The sequence below is a fragment of the Aurantibacter aestuarii genome, from assembly GCF_003008425.1.
GTDB lineage: Bacteria > Bacteroidota > Bacteroidia > Flavobacteriales > Flavobacteriaceae > Aurantibacter > Aurantibacter aestuarii.
In genome coordinates, this window is sequence record NZ_PXOQ01000007.1 from 666,691 (window position 1) to 693,487 (window position 26,797).

Genomic DNA, 26,797 nt, shown 5'->3' on the forward strand with positions numbered 1-26,797 from the left:
ATCTCTCTGTAATTACCAATCTTTATCGGTTTGTACTTTTACACCTTTAGCCTGTTGAGCATTTACTTTTTCTTGAACTTTCTTTTCCTGATTGTTCATGGCTTCCAGTAAATTTTTTATTTGTTGAGGAGACAATTGTCCTTTTTGTGGCTGTTGCTGTTTTTTATCTTCATCTCCTTTTCCAGCATCTTTTTTCTCGTCTTTAGGTTTGCCTTGATCGTCTTTGTCTTTGTTTTCCTGATCTTTATTCTCGTCGCCTTTATCTTTTTGATTTTGGTCTTTTTGGTCCTGCTCTTTTTCCTTTTCGTTGTTCTCCTTTTTGTCCTTATCCTCGTTTTTTTCTTTATCCTTATTATTCTCACCGTCTTTATTTTCCTCCTGAGGTTTGTCGTCTTCTTGTTGTTTAGCACATTCTTTAGCTAAAGCGAAATTATAACGGGTTTCATCGTCTTTAGGATTATTTCTAAGTGCATTTTTATAAGCCTCAACCGCTTCTTTACACTTTTTTTCTTTCATTAAAATATTTCCAATATTATGAAAAGCTTTGTGTTTTTCATCTTTATCTACCGCATTTTTTGCAGCTTGTTGATTTCTATATAAAGCTTCTTCAAAATTTTCGTTTTTGTAATAAGAGTGCGCTAAATTATAAGTACCTGCAACGCTTGAAGGTTTACTTGAAATGGCTTTTCTATAATCCATTTCTGCTTCAATAAATTGATTAGAACTTATCTTATCGTTAGCAGAAACAATTAACTGTGTTGCTTTTTCTTCTTTTTTCTGAAGTGTTTTGTCTTCGTTCTGAGACCAAGATAATGTTGAAAAGGCGATACATATATAGAGAAAAAAATCCTTCATAATTATTAAATTTGGGGCGTTAAAAGTATTAAATGACTGAAAATGATAGCGTTAAAACTTTTATAAATTCTCGTTAAACAGATTAAGTTTTTTAAGCCATGCTGTTTTTCGGTCTAATAATAATAAATCTATTAGAACAAAAAGTAGACCAAAACCAAGAAACCATTGGAACTGATCTTCAAAATCGGCAAATTGTTGAGATTCAAGTTCTGAGCGGTCTAATTTATCTAATTCTGTTTTTATTTTATCAACTACTTTTTGAGTAGAAGTTCCGTTTATATAAAATCCGTTTGCAGCCTGAGCAATGTTAATTAAGGTTTCTTCGTCTAACTTTGTAATAACGGTTTCGCCATTTTTATCTTTTTTATAACCTTGTAATACGCCATTTTGTTTTAATGGAATAGGTCCGCCTTTTGTATCTCCGACACCTACGGTAAAAATTTTAATACCTTGACTACTAGCTTCTTCAGCAATTTCTAAAGATGCTTCGGTATGGTCTTCTCCATCAGAAATAATAATTAATACTCTATTTGTGTCTAGGTTTTCATCATAATAAGTTGTACTTAACTTAATGGCTTCATTTATGGCAGTTCCTTGACTAGAAAGCATATCGGTATTCATGCTTTGAAGGAATAATTTTGCCGAACCATAATCTGTTGTAATAGGCAATTGAGGGAAAGCTTTACCTGCATAGGCAATAATCCCCACACGGTCACTAGCTAAACTATTAATAACCTGAGTGACTAATTGTTTTGCTTTGTCCAGACGGTTAGGTGCCATGTCCTCTGCCAACATACTTTTAGAAACGTCTACAGCAAAAACAATATCTAAGCCTTCACGCTTAACCGATTCTAGTTTTGTACCCATTTTAGGATTTACCAATGCAACAATAAAACAGGCAAATGCTAAACACAATACTATAACTTTTAAGACTGGTTTAAAGGTAGATTTATTAGGGCTTAATTGCTTTAATAATGCTGAATTTGCAAATTTTTTCTGAGTCTTTCTTTTCCAAAATTGAAGTACTAAAAAACCTACTATTATTAATGGAATAATTAGTAAAGCCCAAAACCATATTTTTTCTTCAAATTGAATCATTTGTTTTTTATTCTATTAGTTTAACGCTTGCTTTATAAAGGTTTTAATGTTTAATTGTACCTCTTCAGAAACGCTATTATTTTTAACCCAAGTATGTAAATGACCTTTATAAGTCATTCCCAAATAATTGGCACTATTTTTAAATGGCATCTCAAATCCATCATAAAACGTGTTGTCGTTACTTATACTTACACTTAGCATTTTAAAGCCTCTTAATTTTCTACCGTAATCTGTTTTGTCATTTAAAAAATCTGAAATACGATCAAAAAACACTTTCAATAATCCACTCATACTATACCAGTAAATAGGTGTGACAAATATGATGGTTTTATAGTTTGTTACGATGTCTTTAAACAGCGGTTGAAAATCATCGTCTCTATTTTTATAATCGTAATCATAATGTCCAATCTGTAGTAAATTTAAATCCACCACATCAAAACCAGATTGGAGTTTTATTTCATTAACAATTTTACTGGTGTTTCCAGTGCTTCTTGAACTTGCTTGTATAATAACACCTTTAAACAAAACTTCTAAAAACTGTAAAACGCAACAATATTTCTACTAATAACAATAGCATAGCAATTAGTAATAACGGTCTAAATAACTCTTTATAACTGGTAAACTTTAATTCTTCAACATCTGTTTTTTCGAGCTTATTAATTTCGTCGTAAATGGTTTCTAATTTTTTATTATTGGTCGCTCTAAAATATTTACCACCGGTTTGTGCTGCAATATCTTTTAATAAAGCTTCATCAATTTCTACTTTTGTATTACCGTATTGAAATTGACCATTAGGCTTTAATCTTACTGGCGATAATGCCATACCATTTGTTCCCAGACCAATGGTATAGGTTTTAATACCAAACTCTTTAGCCAACTCGCTTGCAATTTTTGGATTAATAGATCCAGCATTATTTACACCATCTGTAAGTAAAATAATAACCTTGCTTTTTGCTTTACTGTCTTTTAATCGGTTAACAGAAGTTGCAAGACCCATTCCTATCGCAGTTCCACCTTCTATAATCGTATTATATTCAATACTTTCTAATGAACGTAAGACAATACTTTTATCACTTGTAATAGGTGTTTTTGTGTAACTTTCACCTGCATATTCTACTAAACCAATACGGTCGTTAGGTCTACCTTTAATAAACTCTGCGGCAACATTTTTTAAAGCTTCTAATCGGTTAGGTTTTAAATCTCTTGCCAACATACTAGCAGAGACATCTATTGCCATAACAATATCTATACCTTTTGTTGTTTTTGTTTTTGTGGTGGTATTAGATGTTCTTGGGCGCGCCAAAGCTGTAATAATAAATACCAAAGCTAACAGTCGTGCAACAAATAAAAGGTGTTTTAGTTTAGGCAGTAAAGAGTTTGATACATTAAATCCTTTTAAACTTGAAAGTTTTAATTCTGCAGTTTGATTTTTATATTTCAAAATATACCAAACTATGGCAAGTGGAAGTACCAGTAATAGCCAAAAGAATGATGGATTTAAAAATGTAACGCCTTCTAACATTAGTTTTCTTCGTCTTTTTTAGGTTTTAATTCTATAGAATCTATAATACGATCATGTATTTGGTTGAGATAAACATCATCTTTTAAATACGTGATAAATATTTGTTGTAATACTTGATCTTCTTTTGAACTAAACGTTAGTATAGTAAAATTACCATAAACATAATTTTCAGATCCTTCTTTTATAGGACGTTCTAAAGTACCTTTAGTTTCCAAACCTTCAGCACCATTTGGTGTTGTAAATTTTTTATTGGTTGATAAGATATTTCTTGCGCCACGCGCTTCTAGTTGTTTAATGCTGCCTTCTACCGCTTTTTCCATATCAATCTCTGGTTTTTCTTGAGGATTGTTTGGGCTTTGCGCTGCATTAGCATCAGTTAAAAACTGAGTAGTTGTTGTAGTAATTAAAAATTTTTCGTCTAACTCGTATTTAAAATGACTCATTTTTAGTTTTGCAACCATATCTTTTGGTAAGCTCAGTGAATCACGTTTTAAAACTTTTGGAGTTTCTATAGTAATAGGAGGAAAGCCATAATCACTTTTAACCCATTCGTCTTCCAACAATAATTTGGTTTCTTTTCTAATTATGGTATCTACGGTATAGGCAAACCCATACTTTATACTAAACATTGCAAATGTTGCTACAAACAAGACAAAAATAACGCAAGCAGTTAATATAATATTATACTGGCGTTTTTTACGTTCTTCTTCTAATCTGTACTTTTCGTCTAAAAGTTTTTCTTCTTCTGAAGGCTCTGGTAGTGCTTCTTTAACATGGTCAATTTCTTCATCTACAACTTTTCGGTCTAAAATAGCCATTTGCTTATCTGGTGCAGATTTTGCAAACTTCACTAAATCCGCACGTTTTAAGATACTTTCTAAATTGCGTAATGAAGTTTCGCTTAATTCTATTTGATGCGCTTCACGAAGTAAGGTTAATTTCGTAATTAATTCGTCTGTAGTACTTTCTAAAGCTCGATCATAAACTTTTTCATCTAAATATTTACGAATGGCTAAAGTTAATTCCGAATAATAATCTTTATAGGCATCTTGCTCTAAATAACCACTTTCATCTAATTTTTTTAAAGCCAATTTTGCACGGTCATATGGTGGTAATAAAGCTATTTTTTCTTCTTCGGTTAATGGTTTTTTACGCCAGATAAACCAGTAAATTAAAAATCCAACTAAAGCAAGAATAATAATGGCTAATACTACATATAACCACCAGTTACTACTTGGCGCTTCTACTTTAATTAGAGGTTTTATATCGTATAGGTTTTGTTTGGTCGTATCTACAACTATAGGATTTATTTCAACTAAAATAGAATCTAATTCTACAGTTTTATTAGCTATAATTACCTTTTGTTTAGGAATTACATAACGTCCAGAGTCAAATTGCGTAAGTCCGTATGTTTTAATAAGCTGGTATTTAGCATTTTTTTTAACCGTATCCGTTTTATAGGACTCAATCATTTCAAGAGGCTGAAAGGTTTGACCTTCAGGAAAAACAACATAGTTGGTTGTGTCAGTTTCTACTTCTATTTTATAAGTGATTTCTTCTCCTATTTTAATAGATTTTACGTCTGTTGAAGACTTTACCTGACTAAAAGAACCTATAGAAAAGAGCGCACAAAACAATAGCAAAACCCAATGTTTGGTTTTCCTTATTTCAGAATTTAAAAGTCGTAACTTGTTATTCATAAATGGTTTTATCTTCTTTTAAAATAGCCTAATAATTTTTTTACATAACTCTCATCTGTACGGCAGTTAATAGCACCTGCACCAGATTTAGCAAAAGTGTCTTTATAAAAGTTAACTTTTTCGATGTAATACTTGCTATAATTTTGTCTAACCGTTTTAGAACTGGTATTAATAAGTTGAAGGTCTCCTGTTTCCTGATCCTGCATTTGCACAACCCCTAAATTTGGGATAGACTCTTCATGCTTATCATAAACACGTATGCCTGTTATGTCATGCTTTTTGGCAGCAATTTTTAAATTTTGCTCATAATCTTCAGAAATAAAATCGCTTAACATAAAAACGATTGCTTTCTTTTTCATGACATTAGATAAAAATTTAAGTGCTTCCGATACGTTGGTTAAAGTACTTTTTGGCTGAAATTCTATAAGTTCCCGAATAATTCTTAAAACGTGAGAACGTCCTTTTTTAGGAGGAATATATAATTCGATTTGGTCTGAAAATAAAATAAGACCAATTTTATCGTTGTTTTGTGTAGCTGAAAAAGCCAAGGTTGCCCCAATTTCAGTCACAACATCTTTTTTAAGTTGCTGGTCGGTACCAAAAAGTTCAGAACCGGATACATCAACCATTAACATCATGGTTAATTCCCGTTCTTCTTCAAATACTTTTATGTAGGGTTCGTTATAACGAGCGGTAACATTCCAATCTATATTTCTTACATCATCTCCAAACTGATACTGTCTTACTTCAGAAAACGTCATACCGCGACCTTTGAAGGTCGAATGGTATTCGCCACCAAAAATATGATCGGACAAACGACGTGTCTTAATCTCTATTTTTCGTACTTTTTTAAGTAATTCTTTAGTATCCATTTTCATTGATCAATTATCAATTATCGAATTAAGAGTAGTTCAATTAACATCCTCAAATAAAATTTTGATATATGTTAACTGTAAATTGATAATTGATTACGGTACTTCAACCACATTTACAATTTTGGTAATAATGTCTTCTGAAGTAATGTTTTCTGCTTCAGCCTCGTAGGTAATTCCAATTCTGTGTCTTAACACGTCGTAAATAACCGCACGTACATCTTCTGGAATCACGTAACCTCTTCGCTTAATAAAAGCATAGCATTTAGCGGCTGTTGCTAAATTAATACTACCACGCGGAGATGCTCCAAATGAAATTAAAGGCTTTAAGTCGTCTAATTTATATTTTTCAGGATAACGCGTTGCAAAGATGATATCTAGAATGTATTTTTCAATTTTTTCATCCATATAAACTTCTCGTACAGCTTTTTGAGCCGATAAAATTTGAGAAACAGATACTACAGGATTTACAGTTGGAAAAGAACCTTTTAAATTGGCTCTCATAATTAATTGTTCTTCGTCCTGTTTTGGATAATCAATAACCGTTTTTAGCATAAAACGGTCTACCTGAGCTTCTGGTAAAGGATAAGTTCCTTCTTGTTCTACAGGGTTTTGGGTAGCCATTACTAAAAAGGGCTTGTCTAGAATAAAGGTTTCGTCGCCAATGGTCACTTGCTTTTCCTGCATGGCTTCTAAAAGCGCACTTTGTACTTTAGCTGGAGCACGGTTAATCTCATCGGCTAACACAAAATTGGCAAAAATAGGTCCTTTTTTTATCGAGAAATCATTTTCTTTAATGTTGTAAATTAATGTACCAACTACATCTGCTGGTAATAAGTCTGGTGTAAACTGAATACGGCTAAAACTGGCGTCTATAGCTTTAGATAAGGTGTTAATGGCTAATGTTTTTGCTAAACCAGGTACTCCTTCAAGTAAAATGTGTCCTTGTCCTAAAAGTCCAATTAACAAACGCTCTACCATGTGTTTTTGACCTACAATAACCTTGTTCATTTCGAGCATAAGCAAATCTATAAAAGCGCTTTCTCTTTCTATTTTTTCATTAATCGATTTAATATCTACTGTAGATGTTTCTTCCATTTTCTTATAAGTTTAGGGCGAAAATTGTATAACTCGTTTCAACCCTGCAAATAATTAAAAAAATGACTTACATGCTGTTAACAATTGGTTAAAAAAAATCCAGTGGTAGTTTAACCACTGGATTTTTTATTTATTATAATATTTATTTATTGAAACGTAATCGGATCTAAAGTTGTTGTTTGGCCAACTTCCACAGTTACGTTAGTAACTATAACATCAGGGAATCCTAACGAACTATCTGCATAAGCTGTTACAGTGTAAGTACCACTAGGTAAACCAACTAAAACATATTCTCCTAAATCATTTGCATATGTTGAAATGGTTTCAATTCCATTTGTTGCTTCAATTAAAACCTGAGACTGTAATGTGTCAAAATTATCTATTGTTCCAGAAATTACCCCTGTCTCCGCTTCTACACTTGCATTAATTACTGGTTTTAGATTGATATTACTTGTATCTGGTGCTAAAACTACAGAAGCATCAACATCAAAATCTAATAAAAAGGTATAGCTAATATTTGGTAAAACAGGCTGGTTTACTTTTATCTTTAATCCAGACTGCTGAGCACTTGGGGTATTAAGTGGGTAAGTTTGTCCATCAATTACAACACTGTTGTCTGTACCTAAAATTAAACGTATTTGATTAAGTGTTCCAGATGGAATTTCATAATCATCAGCTAATAAAACATTAATTCCTCCGGTTAATTCTAATAAATCATAAATTCCAGGGTTGATTGCATTAATACTAATCCATCCGCTATCATCTTCGCTATCATCATTTACTTTAATCATAATGTCTTCAACGTCTACATAAACATGCTCGTAATCTCCAGGTGCATCTACAAGTTTAACACTCATGTAAGCACTTCCTCTTTCAGGTGTTGTACTACTATCATCATCACTACAATTAAATAGCGTTAATAAAATAGCTACAAAAAAAAGTTTATTGAATAAATTTTTCATAATTGTTAGGTTTTTGTTCAATCCAAATTTAGGTTAGAATTCTCTTTACAAAATATAGATTCAAACTTTTGTAAAATATTTAACCAAAAGTGCCCTTTGTTAACTAAATTTAACCTAACGAAATATTAAAATAAGTTAATAATCTTAACTAACAAGTATAAATAACATGAGCCAAACAGCCTTAATAACAGGAGCTACAAGTGGTATTGGAAGAGCAACTGCATTTGAATTTGCCAAGCATAATATTAATTTAATTATTTGTGGACGACGTGAAGACCGATTAGAAACCATAAAATCGGCATTAGAAAAATCTACCAATGTCCACACCTTATGTTTTGATGTGAGAGATAATGAGGCTGTTAAAAAAGCTATAGCATCTTTGCCTGATGCTTTTAGTAACATTGATGTATTAATTAATAATGCAGGAAACGCTCATGGTTTAGATCCTATTGAAACCGGAACTATAGACGATTGGGATGCGATGATGGATATTAATGTGAAAGGCTTACTTTATGTAAGTAAAGCGATTATACCTCAAATGACTAAAAGACAAAGCGGACATATAATAAATATCGGTTCTAGTGCAGGAAAAGAAGTGTACCCTAAAGGGAATGTGTATTGCGCCAGTAAACATGCAGTTTTAGCCATTACTGAAGGCATGCGTATCGATTTAAATCCTTATGGAATAAAAGTTGGTGCTATTAATCCTGGGATGGTAGAAACGGAATTTTCTCAGGTACGTTTTAAGGGCAATGAGGCTGCTAATAATGTTTATACCGGTTTTAAAGCTTTACAGGCAGATGATATAGCGGAGATTATTCAGTTTGTAGTGTCAAGACCATCTCATGTTAATATTGCGGATCTATTGGTTTTTTGCACTGCACAAGCAAGCAGTACTATAGTAAAGAAAGATTAAATGATTAATAAACGACTTCTTATTAAAAATCTGTTAGCTCATAATAATGAGAATACATTTTTTGATAAAAAGTTGAAAATTGATATTGGATCTAAAGAAGGTAAAGGAAAATTGTTGAAGCATATTTGTGCTTTGGCTAATAGTAACCCAAATAATAACTCCTTTATTGTGGTTGGGGTTAAAGATGAAGATAACGCTATTGTTGGAGTCGATTTTTTTGACGATAGTAAAATTCAAAATTTAATAAATGCATACATTACTAATGCTCCAATAATTACCTATGAAAATGTGCCTTTTCCACATTTACCGGAAGATAAAGTCGTTGGTTTAATTAGTATAAGACCTGTAGATGGTCTAACCTCACTTAAAAAAAACATTTGGAAATATTATGGTGGCGCTGTCTTTTTTAGAGATGGTAGTATAAGTATGCCTAAGGTTTTTGATATTGAAATTAAAGACGTTAATTCTTCTATTGTAAAAGCCATAGAAAATAATTCTCAAAACAATATTGAGTTAACCTTAAATGGGGTATTCGACTTTTTTAAAGCAAGGCAGGAAGTTAATCCTCAATATAAAGTATTTAAAGAGTATTTTGTAGTATGCTGGTCTGGATTAGAAAAGAAAGTCAAGCATGAAGTGTTTTACTCAAGAGTCGATATTGAATTAATTAATGAGCAAGTGCGATTGTTTTTTTCTGCTTTAGATGAAGTGTCTATAGAATACTCAAATGATAAGTTTAGTATTGTCGAATATGTAAAACTTGGACTTCAAAATAACTTTAAATATTACAAACTAGAAGAGACCACTATTAACTTTGGCGATAACGCACAATATTCTATTCATACTAAACTACTTTTTGAGCCGCCACAATTCGATAAAAAAACCTTGCATCATATATATAACGCTAACAATTCGCTTTTTGATAAGTTGAAAAATAGTGTGCCTTTAAACCCAAATGACGAAGCAGATTTAAAAAATCTATCAGACATTTATTTGATTTGCTATCTCAATGGTTTTGAGGATGCATTGCAAAAGCTCGAAGAAGCAAAACCGCTATTAAAAGCTTATAATACTTCTATTTACGACGCTTACAAATTAACGATGCGTATACTTAGAAAGGTAAAGTATAATTAGTATTAGTTTAGTGATAATTTTTGTAATAATTTATTAATTATTGTAGTACGAAGGTCTTTTAAACATAGACCTTAAACCCACCGCATATTTAAGTCCAAAACCAAAATTATGATACTGAATATTATCAAAACGATTTTTAATTTCTGGTGCTGCCTCTATTCTTAAATTATCGTTTCTAAACGAATAGCTTGCAAATAATGAAAAATTTCGAGAGAAATTATATCTTAAATAAGCAGTAAAGAGTATCACATTTGCAATGTCTGTTTGTGATGTAAAATTACTGTTATTAGATATAGTATTATTATAATTTGCTCTACCTAATGGTGAAAAACTTACACCTAAATTAAACTGTTTATTAAATTCAAACTCGTAACCAAGTTCTAAGTACAATAAGGTGATATTTGTTTTATCATATTCACCAACTAGCGTTTTGTCGGTAACTTCAGCTTTATTGGAGTTTATAAAACCACCTATAAAGAAACGGTCGTAAACAAAAAGTTGAGCTCCAAAGTTAAACCCAAAAGTTATATCGGTTCCGTTTTGAAAAGCCGTATTATTTCTTTTTATTGGAGCCAATCCTCCAATTGTAAAAATAGCATAGCGCTGTGTGGTATTTGCTCTTATACTATCTTGAACTTCGGTGGTCAAATCATCAAAATCTTGAGCTTTTAAAACTAGAGAAAACAAGAAGAAAATTGCAATTACTATTTTGCTTTTAGTAGTTAAAATTAAACTCATAATCTGCTTGGTCTATGGTTAGTATTTCGGTTTGTTGTGGTTGTCCGTTTATTGAATAGGTGAAGGTAATTTCTGAATTTACTAAAGACGTAAAGTCTATAGAATCATCTGGATTGTTATCATCCAATGTTCTAACTATTTGAAGAATTTCATGGCATTGCGATAACTCTTCATCTAAAGCCTCTTCAAAAAAAACGTCTCTACAAAATGTATCTCTATAGCTTATACTATATTGTAATTCTGTGCTTGACGCGTTTGTTCTATTGATATTAAAAGTGACCTCAGATTTCTCACTTAGAATAACGTTTCCTACATTAATTGTTAAATCTGTCGGTTCAAAGTTGGCAATATCTGTCTTGTAAGAATATCTAGAAAATGCTTCTTCCCCAAAAACCTCAACACTAAACGAATCGGTTATGGGATATAATGTAATTAACGTAAACGTACCGTCCGGATTACTAACTGTTCTTGCTAATAACTCGCCACCAGAACCATTAAAACCTAAACCTGGTGTGTCAAACTCATTGTTTCTTCCAGAAAAGACACCAATTTCAGCATTTGGAATACTTTCATTGTTCTGATTAAGAATCGTACCTTTTACTAACAATCGTTTGCTATTAGCGAGTGGAACTCTATCTTCACAACTAATCAGCATTAGTAAAAATCCTACTGTAAAAATAAAGCTTGGTATAAATTTCATTTTTGGTTTATTAATTTGTTTAACCTATAGATACAAAACTATTTATATGGTTGCGTCTATTTTGAAATAAAAACAATTTTTTTAAAAAGTAAGAAAAATGAAGTCTAATTAAATAAAGTCTAAACTATTAAATTTTTTAATTAAAATAGCGGTATCATCAACGTTTAACCATTTGTTTAAGATTGTAGCATAAATTTCTCTAAAATCAATGTCGTATTTAATATCGCCATTATCATCTAAATCTTCTAGTGTAGCTAAATCATTATAAAAACCTTGTTTTTTAAGTTCATCACCAACAACAAACACATTATTTGCTGCTCCATGGTCCGTACCTTTAGCGGCATTTTGACTCACACGTCTGCCAAACTCTGAAAAGGTTAAAATTAAAGTGTCTTTAAAAGTGCCATTTTGTTTTAGGTCATTTACAAAAACCTCTAGACATTCTGCGTAGGTTTTTAATAAGCCACCTTGCCTTTTTTCTTGGTTAACATGTGTGTCAAAGCCATCTAAAGAAGTATAAAAAATTTGTGTGTTTATATTAGAATTAATAAGGTTAGCAGTGGTTTTTAGCTGTTTGCCAAAATTAGAGTTTGGATAGGTAATTCTAGTGTCTTTTATAGTATTTTTTTCATTTATATATTTAGCACTAGATTTTGCATCGGTCATGGTTTTGTATAAATAACCCAAATTGTGCTCGCTTAAATGTACATCGGTTTTTTGTCTTAAAAGCTGATTAAAAAATGGGTCATTAGAAGCCTTAAAAAAAGCTTCTGGATTTTTTGTTGCAATCCCATTTAACTCTTTGCCTTTTAAGGCAAGACTCAGACTGTCATCTAACTCAATTGCTTGGTAAGCAAATTTTGCATTTTGGTCTAAATAGCGCCCAACCCAACCATATTTAAAGAATTGATTAGAGTCACTTGCTGTTTGCCATATATCTGTAGATCTAAAATGAGACCGGTCTGGATTTGGATAACCTACATTGTTTATAATACATAAATTTCCTTTATCATAAAGTTTTTGTAAGCCTATTAAATTTGGATTTAAACTTATAGTATCACTTAAGTGCAAAGCCTTATTTTTTTCTATAGAAATATTAGGTCTGTTTTTGTAATAGATATCATTATCTACAGGAATAACTGTGTTTAACCCATCATTACCACCAGATAATTGAATAATTACTAGACGCTTTTGTCCTGTATTTGTAAATACTAAATTATTTGCAGCATTTACAAAACTTGGTGCAAACATAACACTACTAGCTAGTGCAGAATTTTTTAAAAAATCTCTTCTTTTCATAATTAACACATTTGAAATTCAGGTAAGGACAATAATTGTATTACATAATCTTCTGAGTTTAAGTTTTGCTGTGATTTTAATAATGCTTTAAGTTTTGGGCTTATTCTACAGTTTAGTATATAATCTAGTAAATTAGAATTGTCTATAGAACCGTATGCGTTTTGAAATTCTTCCCAGTCTGGAAAAGTATTAAAATAAGATGTCTTTAAATCTGGAAAATCAATGGTTAAAGTTGATGGAATGGTGGTTTTTTGTAATAATAAAACCGGCAATTTCAAGCGTAAAACAATGGTGTTAGAGTCTATCCAGCTTTGATGTTCTTCCCAACCCGCAACATTAGGTGGAAATAATAAAATTTGACCCAACATTTTTTGAATGTTAAGTAATTGCTTTTGTTTTTTAAACTTTATTGGTACAATTTGATTTATGCTAGTTAGCCAATCTACAGGAGATTTTATTTTAGTACCTATATGTTCTTCATTATAAAACCAATTAGAATTAAAAACAAATTGCATTAAAGTCTCAATATTGTAAACAGGAAAGAAGACTTCAACCATTTGGTTGACATGTGTTTTGTTAACTTCATAGTTCACAAAATACTTATATATTTTAGTGCAAATAAATTCTGCACATGACTTTTGGTCTAAAATAAGATCAATAATAGCATCGCCATCAAAATTACCAGTATTCCCAAAAAATGTTTTATCACCAAAGTCGTGATGCTTTTCTATTAGTTTAAAGTTGCCCCAATAATCAAAACTATAACCTGTAAAAGCTCTTGCAGACGCTTTAATATCTGCTTCAGAGTAATTACCAATACCTAATGTAAAAAGCTCCATGAGTTCTCTGGCAAAATTCTCGTTAGGTTTTGCTTTTTTGTTTTGCTTGGTATTTAAATATTTAATCATTGCAGCTTCTTTGGAAATAGCTTTGGTAAAAGCTCTAAAATTTCCTAAGGCATGTGTTCTTAATGTGTTGTTGTATTTTTGAACATGAATAATATTACTATCTCTACAAACAAAATGGTTAGCCCAAAACAAGGTTAAGCGTTCGCGTAATCGTTCTTTAGGATTGTTTAATCTGTCTATCCATGCAATATTATAAGGTCTTAGTTTTTTACGACTTTCCTGCCTTAGTTTTATGGCAAGTGCTTTATCTTGTTTAAGATTTTTTATGTCAACCGACTCAAACTTGGACAAATCAATTTTTAAATCTGTTATTGTTTGAGATTCCTTTAATAACAACTTAACCACTTCAGTCTTTTCTAAAATTGCTAATTTGTGGAGCTCTTTAGGTTTTATCCCAAAACCAGCTCTAGAAAACAAATGTCGTAGTTCTTTGTGAGTCATATAGTTAAGACTTCAGTTTTAAAAAAAGGTTTAAAAAAAATCTGTTAAACATATATTGAATAACAGATTCTCTTGGTTGGTTTTTAAGTTGCAATGTTCTAAAAATGAATAACATTGTGGTTTATTAAATATAGTATAAATTAACTTTGAGTGATTATTTATTTTTGAAAAATCGATTAAAGCACATGTTTTAGGGATGAAAATAAATATATATGATAAAAAAAAGCCATTTCAACTAAGAAATGGCTTTTGACTATAGGTTATATTAAGATTATAAGTCAAACTTAATACCTTGAGCTAAAGGAAGTTCATCCGAGTAGTTTACTGTATTGGTTTGTCTTCTCATGTACACTTTCCAAGCATCAGATCCAGACTCACGTCCGCCACCTGTTTCTTTTTCACCACCAAAAGCACCGCCAATTTCTGCACCAGAGGTTCCAATGTTTACATTAGCAATACCACAGTCAGAACCAGAAAAAGATAAGAATTTTTCAGCTTCTTTCATTTCATTGGTCATAATTGCAGAAGATAAACCTTGTGCTACACCATTTTGCATGTCGATAGCATTTTCAACATCTCCAGAATATTTCATTAAATAAAGTACTGGGGCAAATGTCTCAGACTGTACAATTTCGAAATCATTTTTAGCTTCAATAATAGCTGGTTTTACATAACATCCAGACTCGTAACCTTCACCTTCAATAACTCCGCCTTCAACTAATACGTTTCCGCCTTCCGCTTTTGCTTTTTCAATTGCAGATAAATAAGTATTTACCGCATCTTTATCGATTAATGGTCCAATATGATTTTTTTCATCTAAAGGATTACCAATAGTTAATTGCTTATAAGCACCAACAATAGCGTCTCTTACTTTATCATATACACTTTCATGAATAATTAAACGACGTGTAGAAGTACAACGTTGTCCACAAGTTCCTACTGCTCCAAAAACTGCACCTGGTACTACTACTTTTAAGTCGGCAGTAGGTGTTATAATAATAGCATTGTTTCCTCCTAACTCTAATAAAGACTTCCCGAAACGCTCGGCAACTGTTGCACCAACAATACGCCCCATTCGTGTAGATCCTGTAGCAGAAATTAATGGTAATCTATGGTCAGTAGTCATAAACTCTCCCACTTTATAATCGCCATTTATAATACAAGAAATACCTTCTGGCATGTTATTGTCTTTTAACACTTCTGCAATAATATTTTGACATGCAACAGAACATAAAGGTGTTTTTTCTGAAGCTTTCCAAACGCAAACGTCTCCACAAACCCATGCTAGAGCTGTATTCCAAGCCCAAACAGCAACAGGGAAGTTAAATGCGGAAATAATTCCTACTATCCCTAAAGAATGCCACTGCTCACGCATAACGTGACCTGGTCGTTCTGAAGGTATGGTTTGACCGTTAAGTTGTCTTGATAAACCAACAGCAAAGTCGCAAATGTCAATCATTTCCTGAACCTCTCCGTAACCTTCTTGTAATGATTTTCCCATTTCATAAGAAACCAGTTTCCCTAAAGGTTCTTTTAATTCTCTTAATTTATTTCCAAATTGACGTACAATTTCGCCACGCTGAGGTGCTGGCATAGCACGAAAAGTTTTAAATGCTGCAGATGCACTATCAATTACCTTATCATAATCTTCTCTTGTTGTAGTGGTTACTTTAGCAATTAACGAACCATCTGTTGGAGAGTAAGATGAAATTGTTTCACCACTTCCAAAATTTTGAGAACCTGTAGAGGTTCCTTGATTTACGTCTTTAATTCCTAGCTGTTTTAAAGCTTCTTTAATTCCGAATTCAGTCGAAACTTCTGCCATAATAATATAATTTAAATTTTTTATTTGAATTATTGCGAATATACTAATAATTAACCCTTTTTTAGTTAAGTTCTTGTTACTTATTAAAACAAAAAAAGAGTCATAGTAATTATGACTCTTTATAATAAGTTGCAAAAATTAAAATTTACTTAATCGTAATTTTTTTAACAATATGTTGATTGCCTTCTACAAAAGCCTTTAAGATATAAGTTCCTGTTGCAACATCACTTACATCTATACGTTCTGTGTCTCCAATGGACTTTTTAATTAATTTTCCATTTAAATCAATTAAGTACGCTTTTGTTACTACTAAAGGACCTGATATATTTATATAATCTGATGTTGGATTAGGATAAATGGAAACTTTACTTTCTTCAAAAATAGGAGTGCTAAGAGTAATACCATTAACTACACTTGACCAATCATCTATAGTTATTTCGCCATTATCTCGTCCTAATTGTAACCTTACTTCAACAGATTCTACAGGTTGACTAGTTATAGTTGCAGTTGGATAAGTGTAAGAATATTGTTGGTAAGTATTAGATGTTGTAAATTCGTTTGCAGCATTAAATGTACTATTTGAACCATCGGTATAATTAACTTTTAACTGAAAACGGATTCGATTAGAATTGTTTGACTTAGCATATACACTTAATGTAATATCTGCACCTTGTAAATCTTCGTAAAATGCTGTGTTAGTAACTCTTACTTTACCGTATCCACCACCATTAACAACATTTATTTTTAAGGCAACATTACCTGTTCTTGCTTCAGTTGGTCCAGCTTCAGAAAGAGAAGCATCCGAGCCAGTTGCCACATTTATTGGCCAATCTAAATCGTACCAGCATTCATGACCTTCATTATATATAATTGAATCACTTGTAGATGGTTCAGCACATCCAAAACTCGGTTGAATATTAGAGCCTGTTTGCGCATTCATATTGTTATATAAATACTCATTTTCTGCAATTTGCCCAGAGTTAGTTACTCTATGAGTTATACCAGCGTTACTTCTATATGAAAATATAGCATTTTTTAATTGTTCTACAATTGCTGGGTTAGATCCACTTAAATCTGTTGTTTCTCCTGGGTCGTTTACCACATCGTAAAGCTCAAAAACATTGTTGTATTTAAACTCTAAAAGCTTAAAATTACCTTGCCTTGCACCTGCCATACTTACGTTTGCAGTTCCTGAACTAGCAAAGTTAAAGTCCCATATAATTGGGTTTGTTCTTGTGAAACCAGCGTTACCACTTGTAACTAATAGATCTTTAAAACTTTCTCCGTCCAAATGTTGTGCAGGAAGTAATGGTGCATTACCTAATTCTAAAATGGTTGGGAAAAAGTCTGTACCAACTACAGGAGTGTCTACAACGGTATTACTTCTAAATGTAGAACTTGGACCGTAAACTATTAACGGTAGTCTAACACCACCTTCAAACAACCAGGTTTTACCGCCTCTAAATGGTCTGTTAGAAGTTGGTAGCTCTCTGTTTCCTCCAATTTCGGTAGTTGACAATCCACCATTATCTGAGGTTAAAATAATAACTGTATTATCTGCAATTCCACTAGACGTTAATTGTGCGCGAATAGAGCCTAAACTTTCATCTATACTTTTAATCATTGCAGCATAGGTTGCGTTGTTTTGATGTAATCTGGTTTTAGCAGTTAAGTCATTTTCAAACTCAGGACCAGTATAGGTGATGTTATTTACTTTATTTTGAAACGTAGTTACATCTGCAGCTTTAGCTTCTAAAGGTGTATGTACACCATAGTGCGAAACCATTGCTAAGAAAGGTTGTGTTGGATTATTTGTTACATGTGTGCTAATAAAATTATTTGTAACAGCGGTAATCCTGTCGGTTAAGTAGTCGCCTGTAGTTCCGTCAGCAATAGTAAGTCCAGCTGCTGGTGGAGGAGAAATAATATCGTTCATCTCATTAGCATAAGGATGCCAATAGGTGTTTGGAGCTCCCACATCGCTTCCTCCTAGGTTAATATCGAACCCAAAACTATCTGGATAGTGATTAGCATCATGTCCCAAATGCCATTTTCCAATAAAAAAAGTTTTGTAACCTTCGTTTTTTAGCGCTTGAGCCCAAGTAGTTTCAGCATAACCGTCGGGGTGATTGTCTGCAGGTAAGTAAAGACCACTAGTTACAGAAGGTCTAGATTCAAATTTCCCAGTCATAATGGATGTTCTAGAAGCCGCACATCTTGGTGCAGCTTCATAAGCATGTGTAAACATCACACCTTGATTAGCCATAGCATCTATATTGGGTGTTTCATAGAGACCCGTTGCGTTTGCGCCCAATAAATCATTGTAGATTTCTAAGTCATAATAGCCCAGATCATCAACAATAAAAAATATTATATTAGGTTCTGTAGCAGTGTTTGCCTGTGAAAACCCAAATGAGCTGAATAAAACAGCACATATAAAAAAGTATTTTTTTAACATATTATTTATTTTTAATTATACATCTTTCATATAAATATCTATGATATTATTGGGAATTAAAAATAAGCCTATCAATTATGATTAAAATCAAATGGATTTTGACTCATATCAAACCTTTAAAATTCTTATTTCAAAGGTATTATTTGAAGGATTTGATTAGATATGAGTTAAAAAAAGCTTAATTTTATAAAGTATAATATCCAAAGCTTAAATCCAATTTTATCAATGAAAAGTCTTCACGTTAAGTTTATTTTAATTTCTCTTTGTCTTGTTTTTTCGTGTAAAAAAGATAAAGGTTACTCAGAGGATAATATTTTTAAATTTAGAGAATATATAAGCTTTACAACTACTGGTGTAAACTCTGTTAAATCTAATATCGTAGTTAATTTGGTTAAGCCTGTTTCAAATTGGAAAGCAGACCAAGCCTTAGATCAAAGTTTTTTTTCAATCTCACCTTCAGTTTCAGGAAGTTTAGTTGCCAATAACAACCACTCTTTTGTTTTTAAGCCCGATGAAGATTTAGACGTTGCTACAGAATATACCGTACGCTTGCAATTAGATAAATTATACCCAAAAATTGAGGACAATTTAAAAGCGTATACGTTTAAGTTTAAAACCAAAAAACCTAACTTTTCTGTAAATACATCAGCTTTACAATCTTACGATAAGGAATGGCAATATGTATTAGGCTATTTAAAATTAGCAGATGAAGTTGATTATGATAAAGCAAAACAAATTCTTAATGCCTATCAAGACAACGAAGAATTAGATATTGTATGGAATGAAAGTAAAACGTCTTCATCTTATTTTGAATTTAAAATAGATAGTATCCATCGGAAAGTTGAAGAAGATTTTATTACTTTAAAATGGAATGGTAAATACATACAATCGGATAATATTGGTGAAGAAAAACTAAACATACCTGGGAGAGATAATTTTACAGTTATAAATGTTGAAGTTATACAAATCCCAGAACAATTTGTGAAAATTAATTTTTCAGATCCTATTAAAAAAGAGCAAAATTTTGATGGACTGGTTACTATACAAAATAGCCCAGGTCTAAATTTTGTAGTCGATGGAAACGTTTTAAAGGTTTATCCTGAAACAAAACTTAGTGGTGTGTTACAAATGGATGTTTTTCAGGGTATAGAAAACACAGATCTTTATAAATTAAAAACTACCTATTCTGAATCAATTGCATTTGAGGACATTAAGCCCGAAATACGTTTAATTAATTCGGGTGTTATTTTACCTAATTCTCGTGATCTTAAATTCAATTTTGAAGCCGTTAATCTTAAGGCAGTAGATGTTAGAGTTATAAAAATATATGAAGATAATGTGCTTCAGTTTTTACAAGAAAATAATCTAAACAGTAATAACAAGTATGCTATTAGACAAGTAGGAAGACGTGTTGCTAAGCAAACCATCACCTTAATAGATAATGAATTAGAACATAGCGGAAAATTTAAAACCTATAGTATAGACTTAGCTAACTTTTTTAAAGCTGAAAGAGGTGCTATCTATAGAGTAGAGTTAGAGTACAAAAAAGAATATTCATTATACAACTGTAACAACCAAACTAACGCGGCATCAAGCAATGAGTCTGATGATTATGAAGACGATTACAGCGAAAATGAAATTGATTTTGAAAATGAAAATACAGACGAGCTTGAAGAAGCTTATTGGAATAACTTAACGTATAGATACAATAACTATCCTTATAATTGGAAAGAACGTAACAATCCGTGCCACGAAGCTTATTTTAATGAAGAACGCATTGTAAGTCAAAATTTAATAGCATCAAATTTAGGAGTTATCGTTAAAAAGGAAACTGATCATACCTATCATTTTGCAGTAAGTAATTTACTGGACACTAAACCAGAATCTGGAGTAGAAGTTAAATTGTATAATTTTCAGCAGCAGGAAATTACAAATGCCACAACCAATACCGAAGGAATAGTTACAATAGAGTCCGAGCATTATGCGTCATTTGCTGTGGTTTCTAAAGGTAGAAATGTAACGTATGTAAAACTTGACGATGGAAACAGTCTTTCACTTAGTAATTTTGATGTTTCGGGATCTAAATTGCAAAAAGGTTTAAAAGGGTTTTTATATACAGAGCGCGGTGTTTGGCGTCCTGGAGATACGGTTTACTTATCTTTTATGTTAAATGATGTGTCTAATCCTTTACCACAAGACCATCCGGTAAAATTAGAAGTAACAGATCCAAATGGAAAATTAACTTATAGAGAAATTACGAAGTCTCATAAAAATAGATTGTATAGCTTTCAAATTCCAACACAAGCCGAAGATAAGACAGGAAATTGGCTGGCAAAAGTAAGTGTTGGCGGCGCAAAATTTTATAAAACCCTTAAAGTTGAAACCATAAAACCTAATCGTTTAAAAATTGATATTAATTTTAAAGATGAGGTTCTATCTAGTCAAAAATCGGCTAAAGCTAATTTGGCAGTCAACTGGTTGCATGGGGCTCCAGCAAAAGGAGTAAAGGCTGAGGTTAAAGTGAAGTTTACCACATCTTACCAAGGATTTAAATCTTATCCAGATTATGTTTTTACCGATCCAACAAAAAACTTCGATACTGAAGAGCTTACGGTTTTTAAAGGCAATGTAAATCAGGAAGGCAAAGCACTTGTTTCTAATAATTTAAAAGTAAGTGCTAATACACCGGGTTTACTAAACGCTCAGTTTTTGGTTCGTGCGTTTGAAAATGGGGGCGATTTTTCAATAGATGCCTTTACAATACCTTATGCACCATATACTTCTTTTGTGGGTTTAAAATCACCAGAACCTAAAGCTTACGGCTCCTTTTACACCAATGAAAATCAGAATTTCAAAGTTGCGGTTGTAGATAAAGATGGTAAACCTGTAAAACGTGATAAGTTAGAAGTTAAAGTGTATAAAATTGAATGGCGTTGGTGGTGGAATGCTTCCGAAGATAAACTTTCGCAATATACGTCCAGCACTTTCCATCAACCGGTTTATGAAACGACACTATCTACCAATGCAAAAGGCGAAGCAAATTTTGATATTAATATAGATGAAGAAGATTCTGGCAGATATTTGATTCGTGTTTTAGATCCTGTAAGTGGTCATGCTACAGGTCGAACGGCTTATTTTTATAGAAACTGGTGGAAAAAATCTACCGGCGAAGATAAAGAAGCTTCTAAGATGCTTGTGTTTACAGCAGATAAAGAAAAATATAATGTAGGTGAAACTGCTCAAATTTCCTTTCCTTCTGCTCAAGACGGTAGAGCGTTACTAAGTATAGAAAACGGATCGGAAGTTGTAAGTTTTAACTGGGTAAAAACCAGAAAAGGAGAAACTAAATTGTCTATTCCAATTACAAAGGAAATGGCACCCAATGTTTTCGTAAATATCTCTTTACTTCAGCCACATGCCATGTCAGAAAACGATCTGCCTCTAAGATTATATGGGGTTATTCCGCTTTTAGTTGAAGATGCATCTACTATTTTAGAGCCAGAAATTGATTTACCAAAAACTCTAGAACCAGAATCTAAATTCACGGTAAAAGTTTCAGAAAAGAACAAAAAAGCCATGACTTATACTTTGGCTATAGTAGAAGAAGGTTTATTAGACTTAACCCGATTTAAAACACCAAATCCGCATGAGCATTTTTATGCACGTGAAGCTTTAGGAGTTAAAACATGGGATATGTTTGATGATGTCATTGGAGCCTATTCTGGTAGTATAGAACAAATTTTCGCGATTGGTGGAGACGGAAGTTTAGATAAGGGCAAAAACAAAAAAGCCAATCGTTTTAAACCGGTGGTAACCTATTTAGGACCTTTTTATCTGGAATCAGGTTCTACAAAATCTCATGAAATTACTTTGCCAAATTACATTGGTTCTGTTCGGGCAATGGTAGTTGCGAGCGATGTGGAAAATGAAGCCTATGGTCATGCAGAACAAACTGCAGCGGTAAAAAAACCATTAATGGTATTAGCTAGTGTGCCACGTAAATTAAGTCCTAGGGAACAAGTTATTGTTCCAGTTACAGTTTTCGCTATGGAAAATAGCATCAAAAATGTAAACTTAAGTATTAAAACGAGTGAAGGTGTTAAGGTAAATGGTTCTAAAAGTTCTAACTTAACCTTTACTTCTCCAGATGAAAAAATGGCTTACTTCACTTTAGATGTGTCTAAAGCGTTTCCGAAAAATACCATTGAAATAACAGCATCTAGCGGAAGAGAAAAATCTAGTTATAAAGTAGAATTTGAGGTGTATAACCCAAATCCTATCAGCACAAAATCTATTGAGGGCGAGTTAGAATCTAAAGCTCAAAAGACCATGAGCTTTAAAACTTTTGGAGAAGTTAAAACCAATTCAGCCACTGTAGAGTTTTCTACTTTACCTCCAATGAATTTTACTTCGCGTCTTCAGTATTTAATTAGATATCCTCATGGGTGTGTGGAGCAAACCACCTCAAGTGTTTTCCCGCAATTATTTCTAAATAATATTTTTGATTTAGAGGCAAGTAAAAAACAAGAGATTTCAAAACATGTTAAAAACGGTATTAGCCGAATAGGAAAATTCCAGACACCTAATGGAGGTTTATCGTATTGGATAGGAGAAAGCAATACAGATGACTGGGGTACAAGTTATGCCGGACATTTTATGCTTGAAGCCGAGAAAAAAGGCTATGTGTTGCCATTAACGTTTAAAAATAACTGGATACGCTACCAAAAAGATGCTGCAAGAAACTGGAGACCAAGTTACCGTAACCATAATTCAGATTTAGCACAAGCGTATCGATTATATACTTTAGCTTTAGCTGGAGAAGCCGAGTTAAGTGCCATGAACCGCTTACGGGAATTTACTGAAATTTCTAATGAAGCTAAGTGGCGACTGGCAGCAGCTTATGCTTTGGCTGGACAAAACGAGGCGAGTTTAGCTCTGGTAAATACGGCCAGCTTAAATATTAAAGCTCCAAAACATAATAGCTATACGTATGGCTCTCAAAACCGAAATAAAGCTATGGCTTTGGAAACGCTGGTTATATTAAAAGATTCGAGAGCTAGAGAACTGGCTAAAGAATTAGCTAAAGAGTTATCTTCTAACCAATGGATGAGCACTCAAACCACAGCGTATAGCTTAATGGCGTTGGCGAAAATGGTAGAAGCTAATGGCGGAAAAGACATACACGTAAGTTATACTCATAATGGTAAAAAAGAAACCATAAATACTAAAAACGCAATTGCGGTTCGTAATTTAGAAGTTGTAGAAGGAGTAAACAGCTTAAAACTTAATAACGAAAATGATAATATGGTTTTTGTAAGAATCCTGAATTCTGGGAAATTACCTTTAGGACAGGAACAAAGTGAACAACGTGGTCTAAATGCTTCCATTGCTTATAAAGATTTAAAAGGTAATCCAATAGCTATTTCAAAATTAAAACAAGGTCAGGATTTTGTAGCTGTAGTGAATATTAGAAACATGAAAAATATTGGAGTTAACCATGTTGCTTTATCACAATTTTTTCCATCGGGTTGGGAAATTGTAAACACAAGGTTTACAGATTTTGGAGCATCTACATCTAATCAGGCACGATATATAGACATAAGAGATAATGATGTTAAGTATTATTTTGATTTAGACGGAAGTGGCAATGGAAAGTCGAAAACCTTTCAAATTATGCTTAATGCCTCTTACTTAGGTAAGTATTATTTACCAGGCTTACAAGCAGAAGCGATGTATGATAACGACTTTTTTGTTAGAAATAGAGGCCAATGGGTTGAGGTGGTTAAATAATTGAAGTTTTGATTAAGCTCGACCAAACATCGAATCATTTATAGATATTAAAATATTCAATTTTAAAAATGTCAACCTAAGCTTGGTCAGGAGGTTTTACATTAAAAATACATCCAGTACAAACGGTTCTTGAATAAATTAAAAACATACGTATTTAAACATAAAATTAAAGCGGTCGTAATTACGGTCGCTTTAATCTGGTATGCCTTTTGTTTGCCCAAAAACTTGTTTAACACGCCTACGTCAACCGTAATAACAAGTGCTAGCAATACTTTATTAGGAGCAAAAATAGCCAAAGACGGACAGTGGCGTTTCCCGGAAAGTGACAGTATTCCACAAAAATTTAAAACCTGTGTGTTGTATTTTGAAGATGAATATTTTTACAAGCACCCAGGCTTTAATCCTATATCTATATTTAAAGCTTTAAAACAAAACTTGGCCTCTAATGAAGTGAAACGAGGTGCAAGTACCATCACGCAACAAGTCATCCGTTTATCCAGAGATGGGCAAAAAAGAACCTATTTAGAAAAACTGAAAGAATTTATACTTGCAACACGTATTGAATTAAAATATTCAAAAGATAAAATCTTGTCCTTATATGCTAATCATGCGCCTTTTGGAGGCAATGTAGTAGGTTTAGAAGCTGCTTCTTGGCGTTATTTTAACCGTTCAGCACATCAATTATCTTGGGCAGAAAGCGCAACATTAGCGGTTTTGCCAAATGCACCTAGTTTAATTTTCCCAGGAAAAAATCAGCAGTTATTATTAAAAAAACGTAATCGCTTACTTAAAAAATTATATCAGAAAAAAATTATAGACCAATTAACCTATGACTTAGCTGTCGCTGAAAATTTACCTGGTAAACCTTACAAATTACCACAATTAGCTCCACATTTGTTACAAAAACTGAGTCTGAGTTCTTCCGGAAAATATATTAAAACGACTATAGATGAAGAACTTCAAACCCAAATTAATGCCTTAGTTGAAAGTCATTATAAAACGCTAAGTCAGAATGAAATTTATAACATAGCAGTTTTGGTTTTAGATGTAAAAACCAGAAATGTTTTAGCCTATATAGGAAATTCGCCTACAACTAAATCACATCAAAAAGATGTTGATATTATAGACAAACCCAGAAGTACTGGTAGCGTCCTAAAACCTATTTTATATAGCGCTTTGTTAGATGATGGGATGATTTTACCTAATACCATAGTGCCAGATATTCCTACACAATATGGCAATTATGAGCCACAAAATTATAATAAGACTTACGATGGTGCTGTTTCGGCAAAACAAGCTTTGGCAAGATCTTTAAATGTACCAAGTGTACGTTTATTAAAAAGTTACGGACTTGAGCGGTTTCATAGTGTTTTAAAACAAATACCTCTAACCAATGTAACATTTGATGCGCAACATTACGGGTTATCGCTTATTCTTGGCGGTGCGGAAAGTAATTTGTGGGATTTGTGTAAAACCTATGCGGCTTTTGCGGGCGCGGTTAATCATTATACCCAAACGTCTTCTGAATATTTTTCAAATGAATTTACGGAGCCTAATCTCTTTGCGAATTATAAAGTTGATTTTGGTAAAAAACAAAGAGAAAAACCGTTGTTTAATGCAGCGTCTATGTACTTAACTTTTGAAAGTTTAAAAGAGGTCAACCGTCCACAAGAAGACGAAAACTGGTCGTTTTATGACGATTCCAAGCAAATTGCTTGGAAAACAGGCACGAGTTATGGTTTTAAAGATGCTTGGGCAATAGGCACTACTAAAGATTATGTGGTTGGCGTTTGGGCGGGAAATGCAGATGGTGAAGGTAGACCAGGTTTGGTTGGAGTAGAAGCTGCAGCACCTTTACTTTTTAGTGTGTTCGATAAACTCCCAAAAAGTGAATGGTTTACGGCGCCATTAGACGATATGGTTGAGGTAGAAGTGTGTGCAAAAAGTGGATCTCGTGCAAGTGTGAATTGCGAAGATGTGATACAGGAATTAATTCCGCAAAGTGGTCTAAAAACGGAAGCTTGTAAGTATCATTATCAAATTCATTTAGATAAAAATTTACAGTATCGTGTTAATTTAAATTGTGAAGATAATAGCCAAATGGTACAACGTTCTTGGTTTCAATTACCACCATTAATGGCCTATTATTATAAGGCTAAAAACCCGTTTTATGCGGATATGCCTCCTTTTCGAGAAGACTGCGTATCTAAAAATGAACAATTATTTCAATTTATTTACCCTAAACCCAATGCCATTATTTATTTACCAAAGGATTTAGATGAAACGGTAAACGATGTTATTTTTAAAATAGCCCATAATAAGCCCGAAGAGACTTTATATTGGTATCTAAAAAGCAAGTATTTGGGAGAGACTAAAACCATACATGAAAAAGCCTTACAACCCGAAATAGGAGATTATTTTTTAACGGTTGTGGACGAAGCTGGAAATGAAATTTCAACCAAGTTTACCATTAGTAAATAA

18 protein-coding genes are annotated in these 26,797 nt (G+C 32.7%); 4 read left to right on the forward strand and 14 right to left on the reverse strand.

Going from position 1 to position 26,797, the window contains the following annotated elements:
• Positions 1-12 precede the first annotated feature (12 nt).
• The 8 genes from C7H52_RS04295 to C7H52_RS04330 all read right to left on the reverse strand — a co-directional run bounded on the left by C7H52_RS04295 (position 13) and on the right by C7H52_RS04330 (position 8,107).
• Positions 13-855, reverse strand: coding sequence for a tetratricopeptide repeat protein (locus tag C7H52_RS04295; RefSeq protein ID WP_106462651.1), 843 nt, complete (start codon positions 853-855; stop codon positions 13-15).
• Between the two features lie 60 nt (positions 856-915).
• Positions 916-1,953 carry a vWA domain-containing protein gene (locus C7H52_RS04300; protein ID WP_106462652.1) on the reverse strand — a complete coding sequence of 346 codons (1,038 nt, stop codon included), beginning with the start codon at positions 1,951-1,953 and terminating at the stop codon, positions 916-918.
• Between the two features lie 15 nt (positions 1,954-1,968).
• Positions 1,969-2,478, reverse strand: coding sequence for a flavodoxin family protein (locus tag C7H52_RS04305; RefSeq protein WP_106462653.1), 510 nt, complete (start codon positions 2,476-2,478; stop codon positions 1,969-1,971).
• The gene (locus tag C7H52_RS04310) at positions 2,471-3,475 is read right to left on the reverse strand and encodes a vWA domain-containing protein (protein ID WP_106462654.1); all 1,005 of its coding nucleotides are present in this window, start codon (positions 3,473-3,475) and stop codon (positions 2,471-2,473) included. The genes C7H52_RS04305 and C7H52_RS04310 overlap by 8 nt, the downstream gene beginning before the upstream one ends.
• Positions 3,475-5,175, reverse strand: a complete 1,701-nt coding sequence (locus C7H52_RS04315) for a hypothetical protein (protein WP_106462655.1) — start codon at positions 5,173-5,175, stop codon at positions 3,475-3,477. The genes C7H52_RS04310 and C7H52_RS04315 overlap by 1 nt, the downstream gene beginning before the upstream one ends.
• 8 nt (positions 5,176-5,183) lie before the next feature.
• Positions 5,184-6,047: a DUF58 domain-containing protein gene (locus tag C7H52_RS04320; protein ID WP_106463071.1), complete on the reverse strand. Its 864-nt coding sequence runs from the start codon at positions 6,045-6,047 to the stop codon at positions 5,184-5,186.
• Positions 6,048-6,143: 96 nt separating this feature from the next.
• The gene (locus C7H52_RS04325; RefSeq protein WP_106462656.1) at positions 6,144-7,145 is read right to left on the reverse strand and encodes an AAA family ATPase; all 1,002 of its coding nucleotides are present in this window, start codon (positions 7,143-7,145) and stop codon (positions 6,144-6,146) included.
• A gap of 146 nt (positions 7,146-7,291) precedes the next feature.
• The gene (locus C7H52_RS04330; protein ID WP_245918530.1) at positions 7,292-8,107 is read right to left on the reverse strand and encodes a DUF4382 domain-containing protein; all 816 of its coding nucleotides are present in this window, start codon (positions 8,105-8,107) and stop codon (positions 7,292-7,294) included.
• 166 nt (positions 8,108-8,273) lie between these two features.
• Here C7H52_RS04330 and C7H52_RS04335 point away from each other — a divergent pair, with 166 nt between their 5' ends.
• Together C7H52_RS04335 and C7H52_RS04340 are read left to right on the forward strand one after the other, a co-directional pair.
• Positions 8,274-9,023, forward strand: a complete 750-nt coding sequence (locus tag C7H52_RS04335) for an SDR family NAD(P)-dependent oxidoreductase (protein ID WP_106462657.1) — start codon at positions 8,274-8,276, stop codon at positions 9,021-9,023.
• Positions 9,024-10,157 (forward strand): ATP-binding protein, encoded by a 1,134-nt coding sequence (locus C7H52_RS04340; RefSeq protein WP_106462658.1) that lies wholly within the window; start codon positions 9,024-9,026, stop codon positions 10,155-10,157.
• A gap of 33 nt (positions 10,158-10,190) precedes the next feature.
• Here the strand turns inward: C7H52_RS04340 and C7H52_RS04345 are convergent, their stop codons facing one another.
• The 6 genes from C7H52_RS04345 to C7H52_RS04370 form a co-directional block, all read right to left on the reverse strand.
• Positions 10,191-10,895 carry an outer membrane beta-barrel protein gene (locus C7H52_RS04345; RefSeq protein WP_106462659.1) on the reverse strand — a complete coding sequence of 235 codons (705 nt, stop codon included), beginning with the start codon at positions 10,893-10,895 and terminating at the stop codon, positions 10,191-10,193.
• A complete protein-coding gene (locus C7H52_RS04350; protein WP_106462660.1) occupies positions 10,873-11,595 on the reverse strand; it encodes a hypothetical protein in 723 nt (240 codons plus the stop codon). The genes C7H52_RS04345 and C7H52_RS04350 overlap by 23 nt, the downstream gene beginning before the upstream one ends.
• A 108-nt stretch (positions 11,596-11,703) precedes the next feature.
• Positions 11,704-12,894 (reverse strand): DUF1501 domain-containing protein, encoded by a 1,191-nt coding sequence (locus C7H52_RS04355; RefSeq protein ID WP_106462661.1) that lies wholly within the window; start codon positions 12,892-12,894, stop codon positions 11,704-11,706.
• A 2-nt stretch (positions 12,895-12,896) separates the two neighbouring features.
• Complete coding sequence (locus tag C7H52_RS04360; protein ID WP_106462662.1) at positions 12,897-14,243, reverse strand: DUF1800 domain-containing protein; 1,347 nt, start codon at positions 14,241-14,243, stop codon at positions 12,897-12,899.
• A gap of 271 nt (positions 14,244-14,514) precedes the next feature.
• A complete protein-coding gene (amaB, locus tag C7H52_RS04365) occupies positions 14,515-16,068 on the reverse strand; it encodes an L-piperidine-6-carboxylate dehydrogenase (protein WP_106463073.1) in 1,554 nt (517 codons plus the stop codon).
• Positions 16,069-16,213: 145 nt separating this feature from the next.
• Positions 16,214-18,526 (reverse strand): sulfatase-like hydrolase/transferase, encoded by a 2,313-nt coding sequence (locus C7H52_RS04370; RefSeq protein WP_106462663.1) that lies wholly within the window; start codon positions 18,524-18,526, stop codon positions 16,214-16,216.
• 225 nt (positions 18,527-18,751) lie between these two features.
• On the opposite strand from C7H52_RS04370, the gene C7H52_RS04375 reads away from it, so the two are divergent.
• A complete protein-coding gene (locus C7H52_RS04375; protein WP_106462664.1) occupies positions 18,752-24,316 on the forward strand; it encodes an alpha-2-macroglobulin family protein in 5,565 nt (1,854 codons plus the stop codon).
• A 129-nt stretch (positions 24,317-24,445) separates the two neighbouring features.
• The gene (pbpC, locus tag C7H52_RS04380) at positions 24,446-26,797 is read left to right on the forward strand and encodes a penicillin-binding protein 1C (RefSeq protein WP_106462665.1); all 2,352 of its coding nucleotides are present in this window, start codon (positions 24,446-24,448) and stop codon (positions 26,795-26,797) included.

Excerpts from the sequence above, each read along its gene's own strand:
- C7H52_RS04295 (WP_106462651.1), bottom strand. The coding sequence starts at position 855 with ATGAAGGATTTTTTTCTCTATATATGTATCGCCTTTTCAACATTATCT.
- C7H52_RS04300 (WP_106462652.1), bottom strand. The coding sequence starts at position 1,953 with ATGATTCAATTTGAAGAAAAAATATGGTTTTGGGCTTTACTAATTATT.
- C7H52_RS04310 (WP_106462654.1), bottom strand. The coding sequence starts at position 3,475 with ATGTTAGAAGGCGTTACATTTTTAAATCCATCATTCTTTTGGCTATTA.
- C7H52_RS04315 (WP_106462655.1), bottom strand. The coding sequence starts at position 5,175 with ATGAATAACAAGTTACGACTTTTAAATTCTGAAATAAGGAAAACCAAA.
- C7H52_RS04320 (WP_106463071.1), bottom strand. The coding sequence starts at position 6,047 with ATGGATACTAAAGAATTACTTAAAAAAGTACGAAAAATAGAGATTAAG.
- C7H52_RS04325 (WP_106462656.1), bottom strand. The coding sequence starts at position 7,145 with ATGGAAGAAACATCTACAGTAGATATTAAATCGATTAATGAAAAAATA.
- C7H52_RS04330 (WP_245918530.1), bottom strand. The coding sequence starts at position 8,107 with ATGAAAAATTTATTCAATAAACTTTTTTTTGTAGCTATTTTATTAACG.
- C7H52_RS04335 (WP_106462657.1), top strand. The coding sequence starts at position 8,274 with ATGAGCCAAACAGCCTTAATAACAGGAGCTACAAGTGGTATTGGAAGA.
- C7H52_RS04340 (WP_106462658.1), top strand. The coding sequence starts at position 9,024 with ATGATTAATAAACGACTTCTTATTAAAAATCTGTTAGCTCATAATAAT.
- C7H52_RS04345 (WP_106462659.1), bottom strand. The coding sequence starts at position 10,895 with ATGAGTTTAATTTTAACTACTAAAAGCAAAATAGTAATTGCAATTTTC.
- C7H52_RS04350 (WP_106462660.1), bottom strand. The coding sequence starts at position 11,595 with ATGAAATTTATACCAAGCTTTATTTTTACAGTAGGATTTTTACTAATG.
- C7H52_RS04355 (WP_106462661.1), bottom strand. The coding sequence starts at position 12,894 with ATGAAAAGAAGAGATTTTTTAAAAAATTCTGCACTAGCTAGTAGTGTT.
- C7H52_RS04360 (WP_106462662.1), bottom strand. The coding sequence starts at position 14,243 with ATGACTCACAAAGAACTACGACATTTGTTTTCTAGAGCTGGTTTTGGG.
- amaB (WP_106463073.1), bottom strand. The coding sequence starts at position 16,068 with ATGGCAGAAGTTTCGACTGAATTCGGAATTAAAGAAGCTTTAAAACAG.
- C7H52_RS04370 (WP_106462663.1), bottom strand. The coding sequence starts at position 18,526 with ATGTTAAAAAAATACTTTTTTATATGTGCTGTTTTATTCAGCTCATTT.
- C7H52_RS04375 (WP_106462664.1), top strand. The coding sequence starts at position 18,752 with ATGAAAAGTCTTCACGTTAAGTTTATTTTAATTTCTCTTTGTCTTGTT.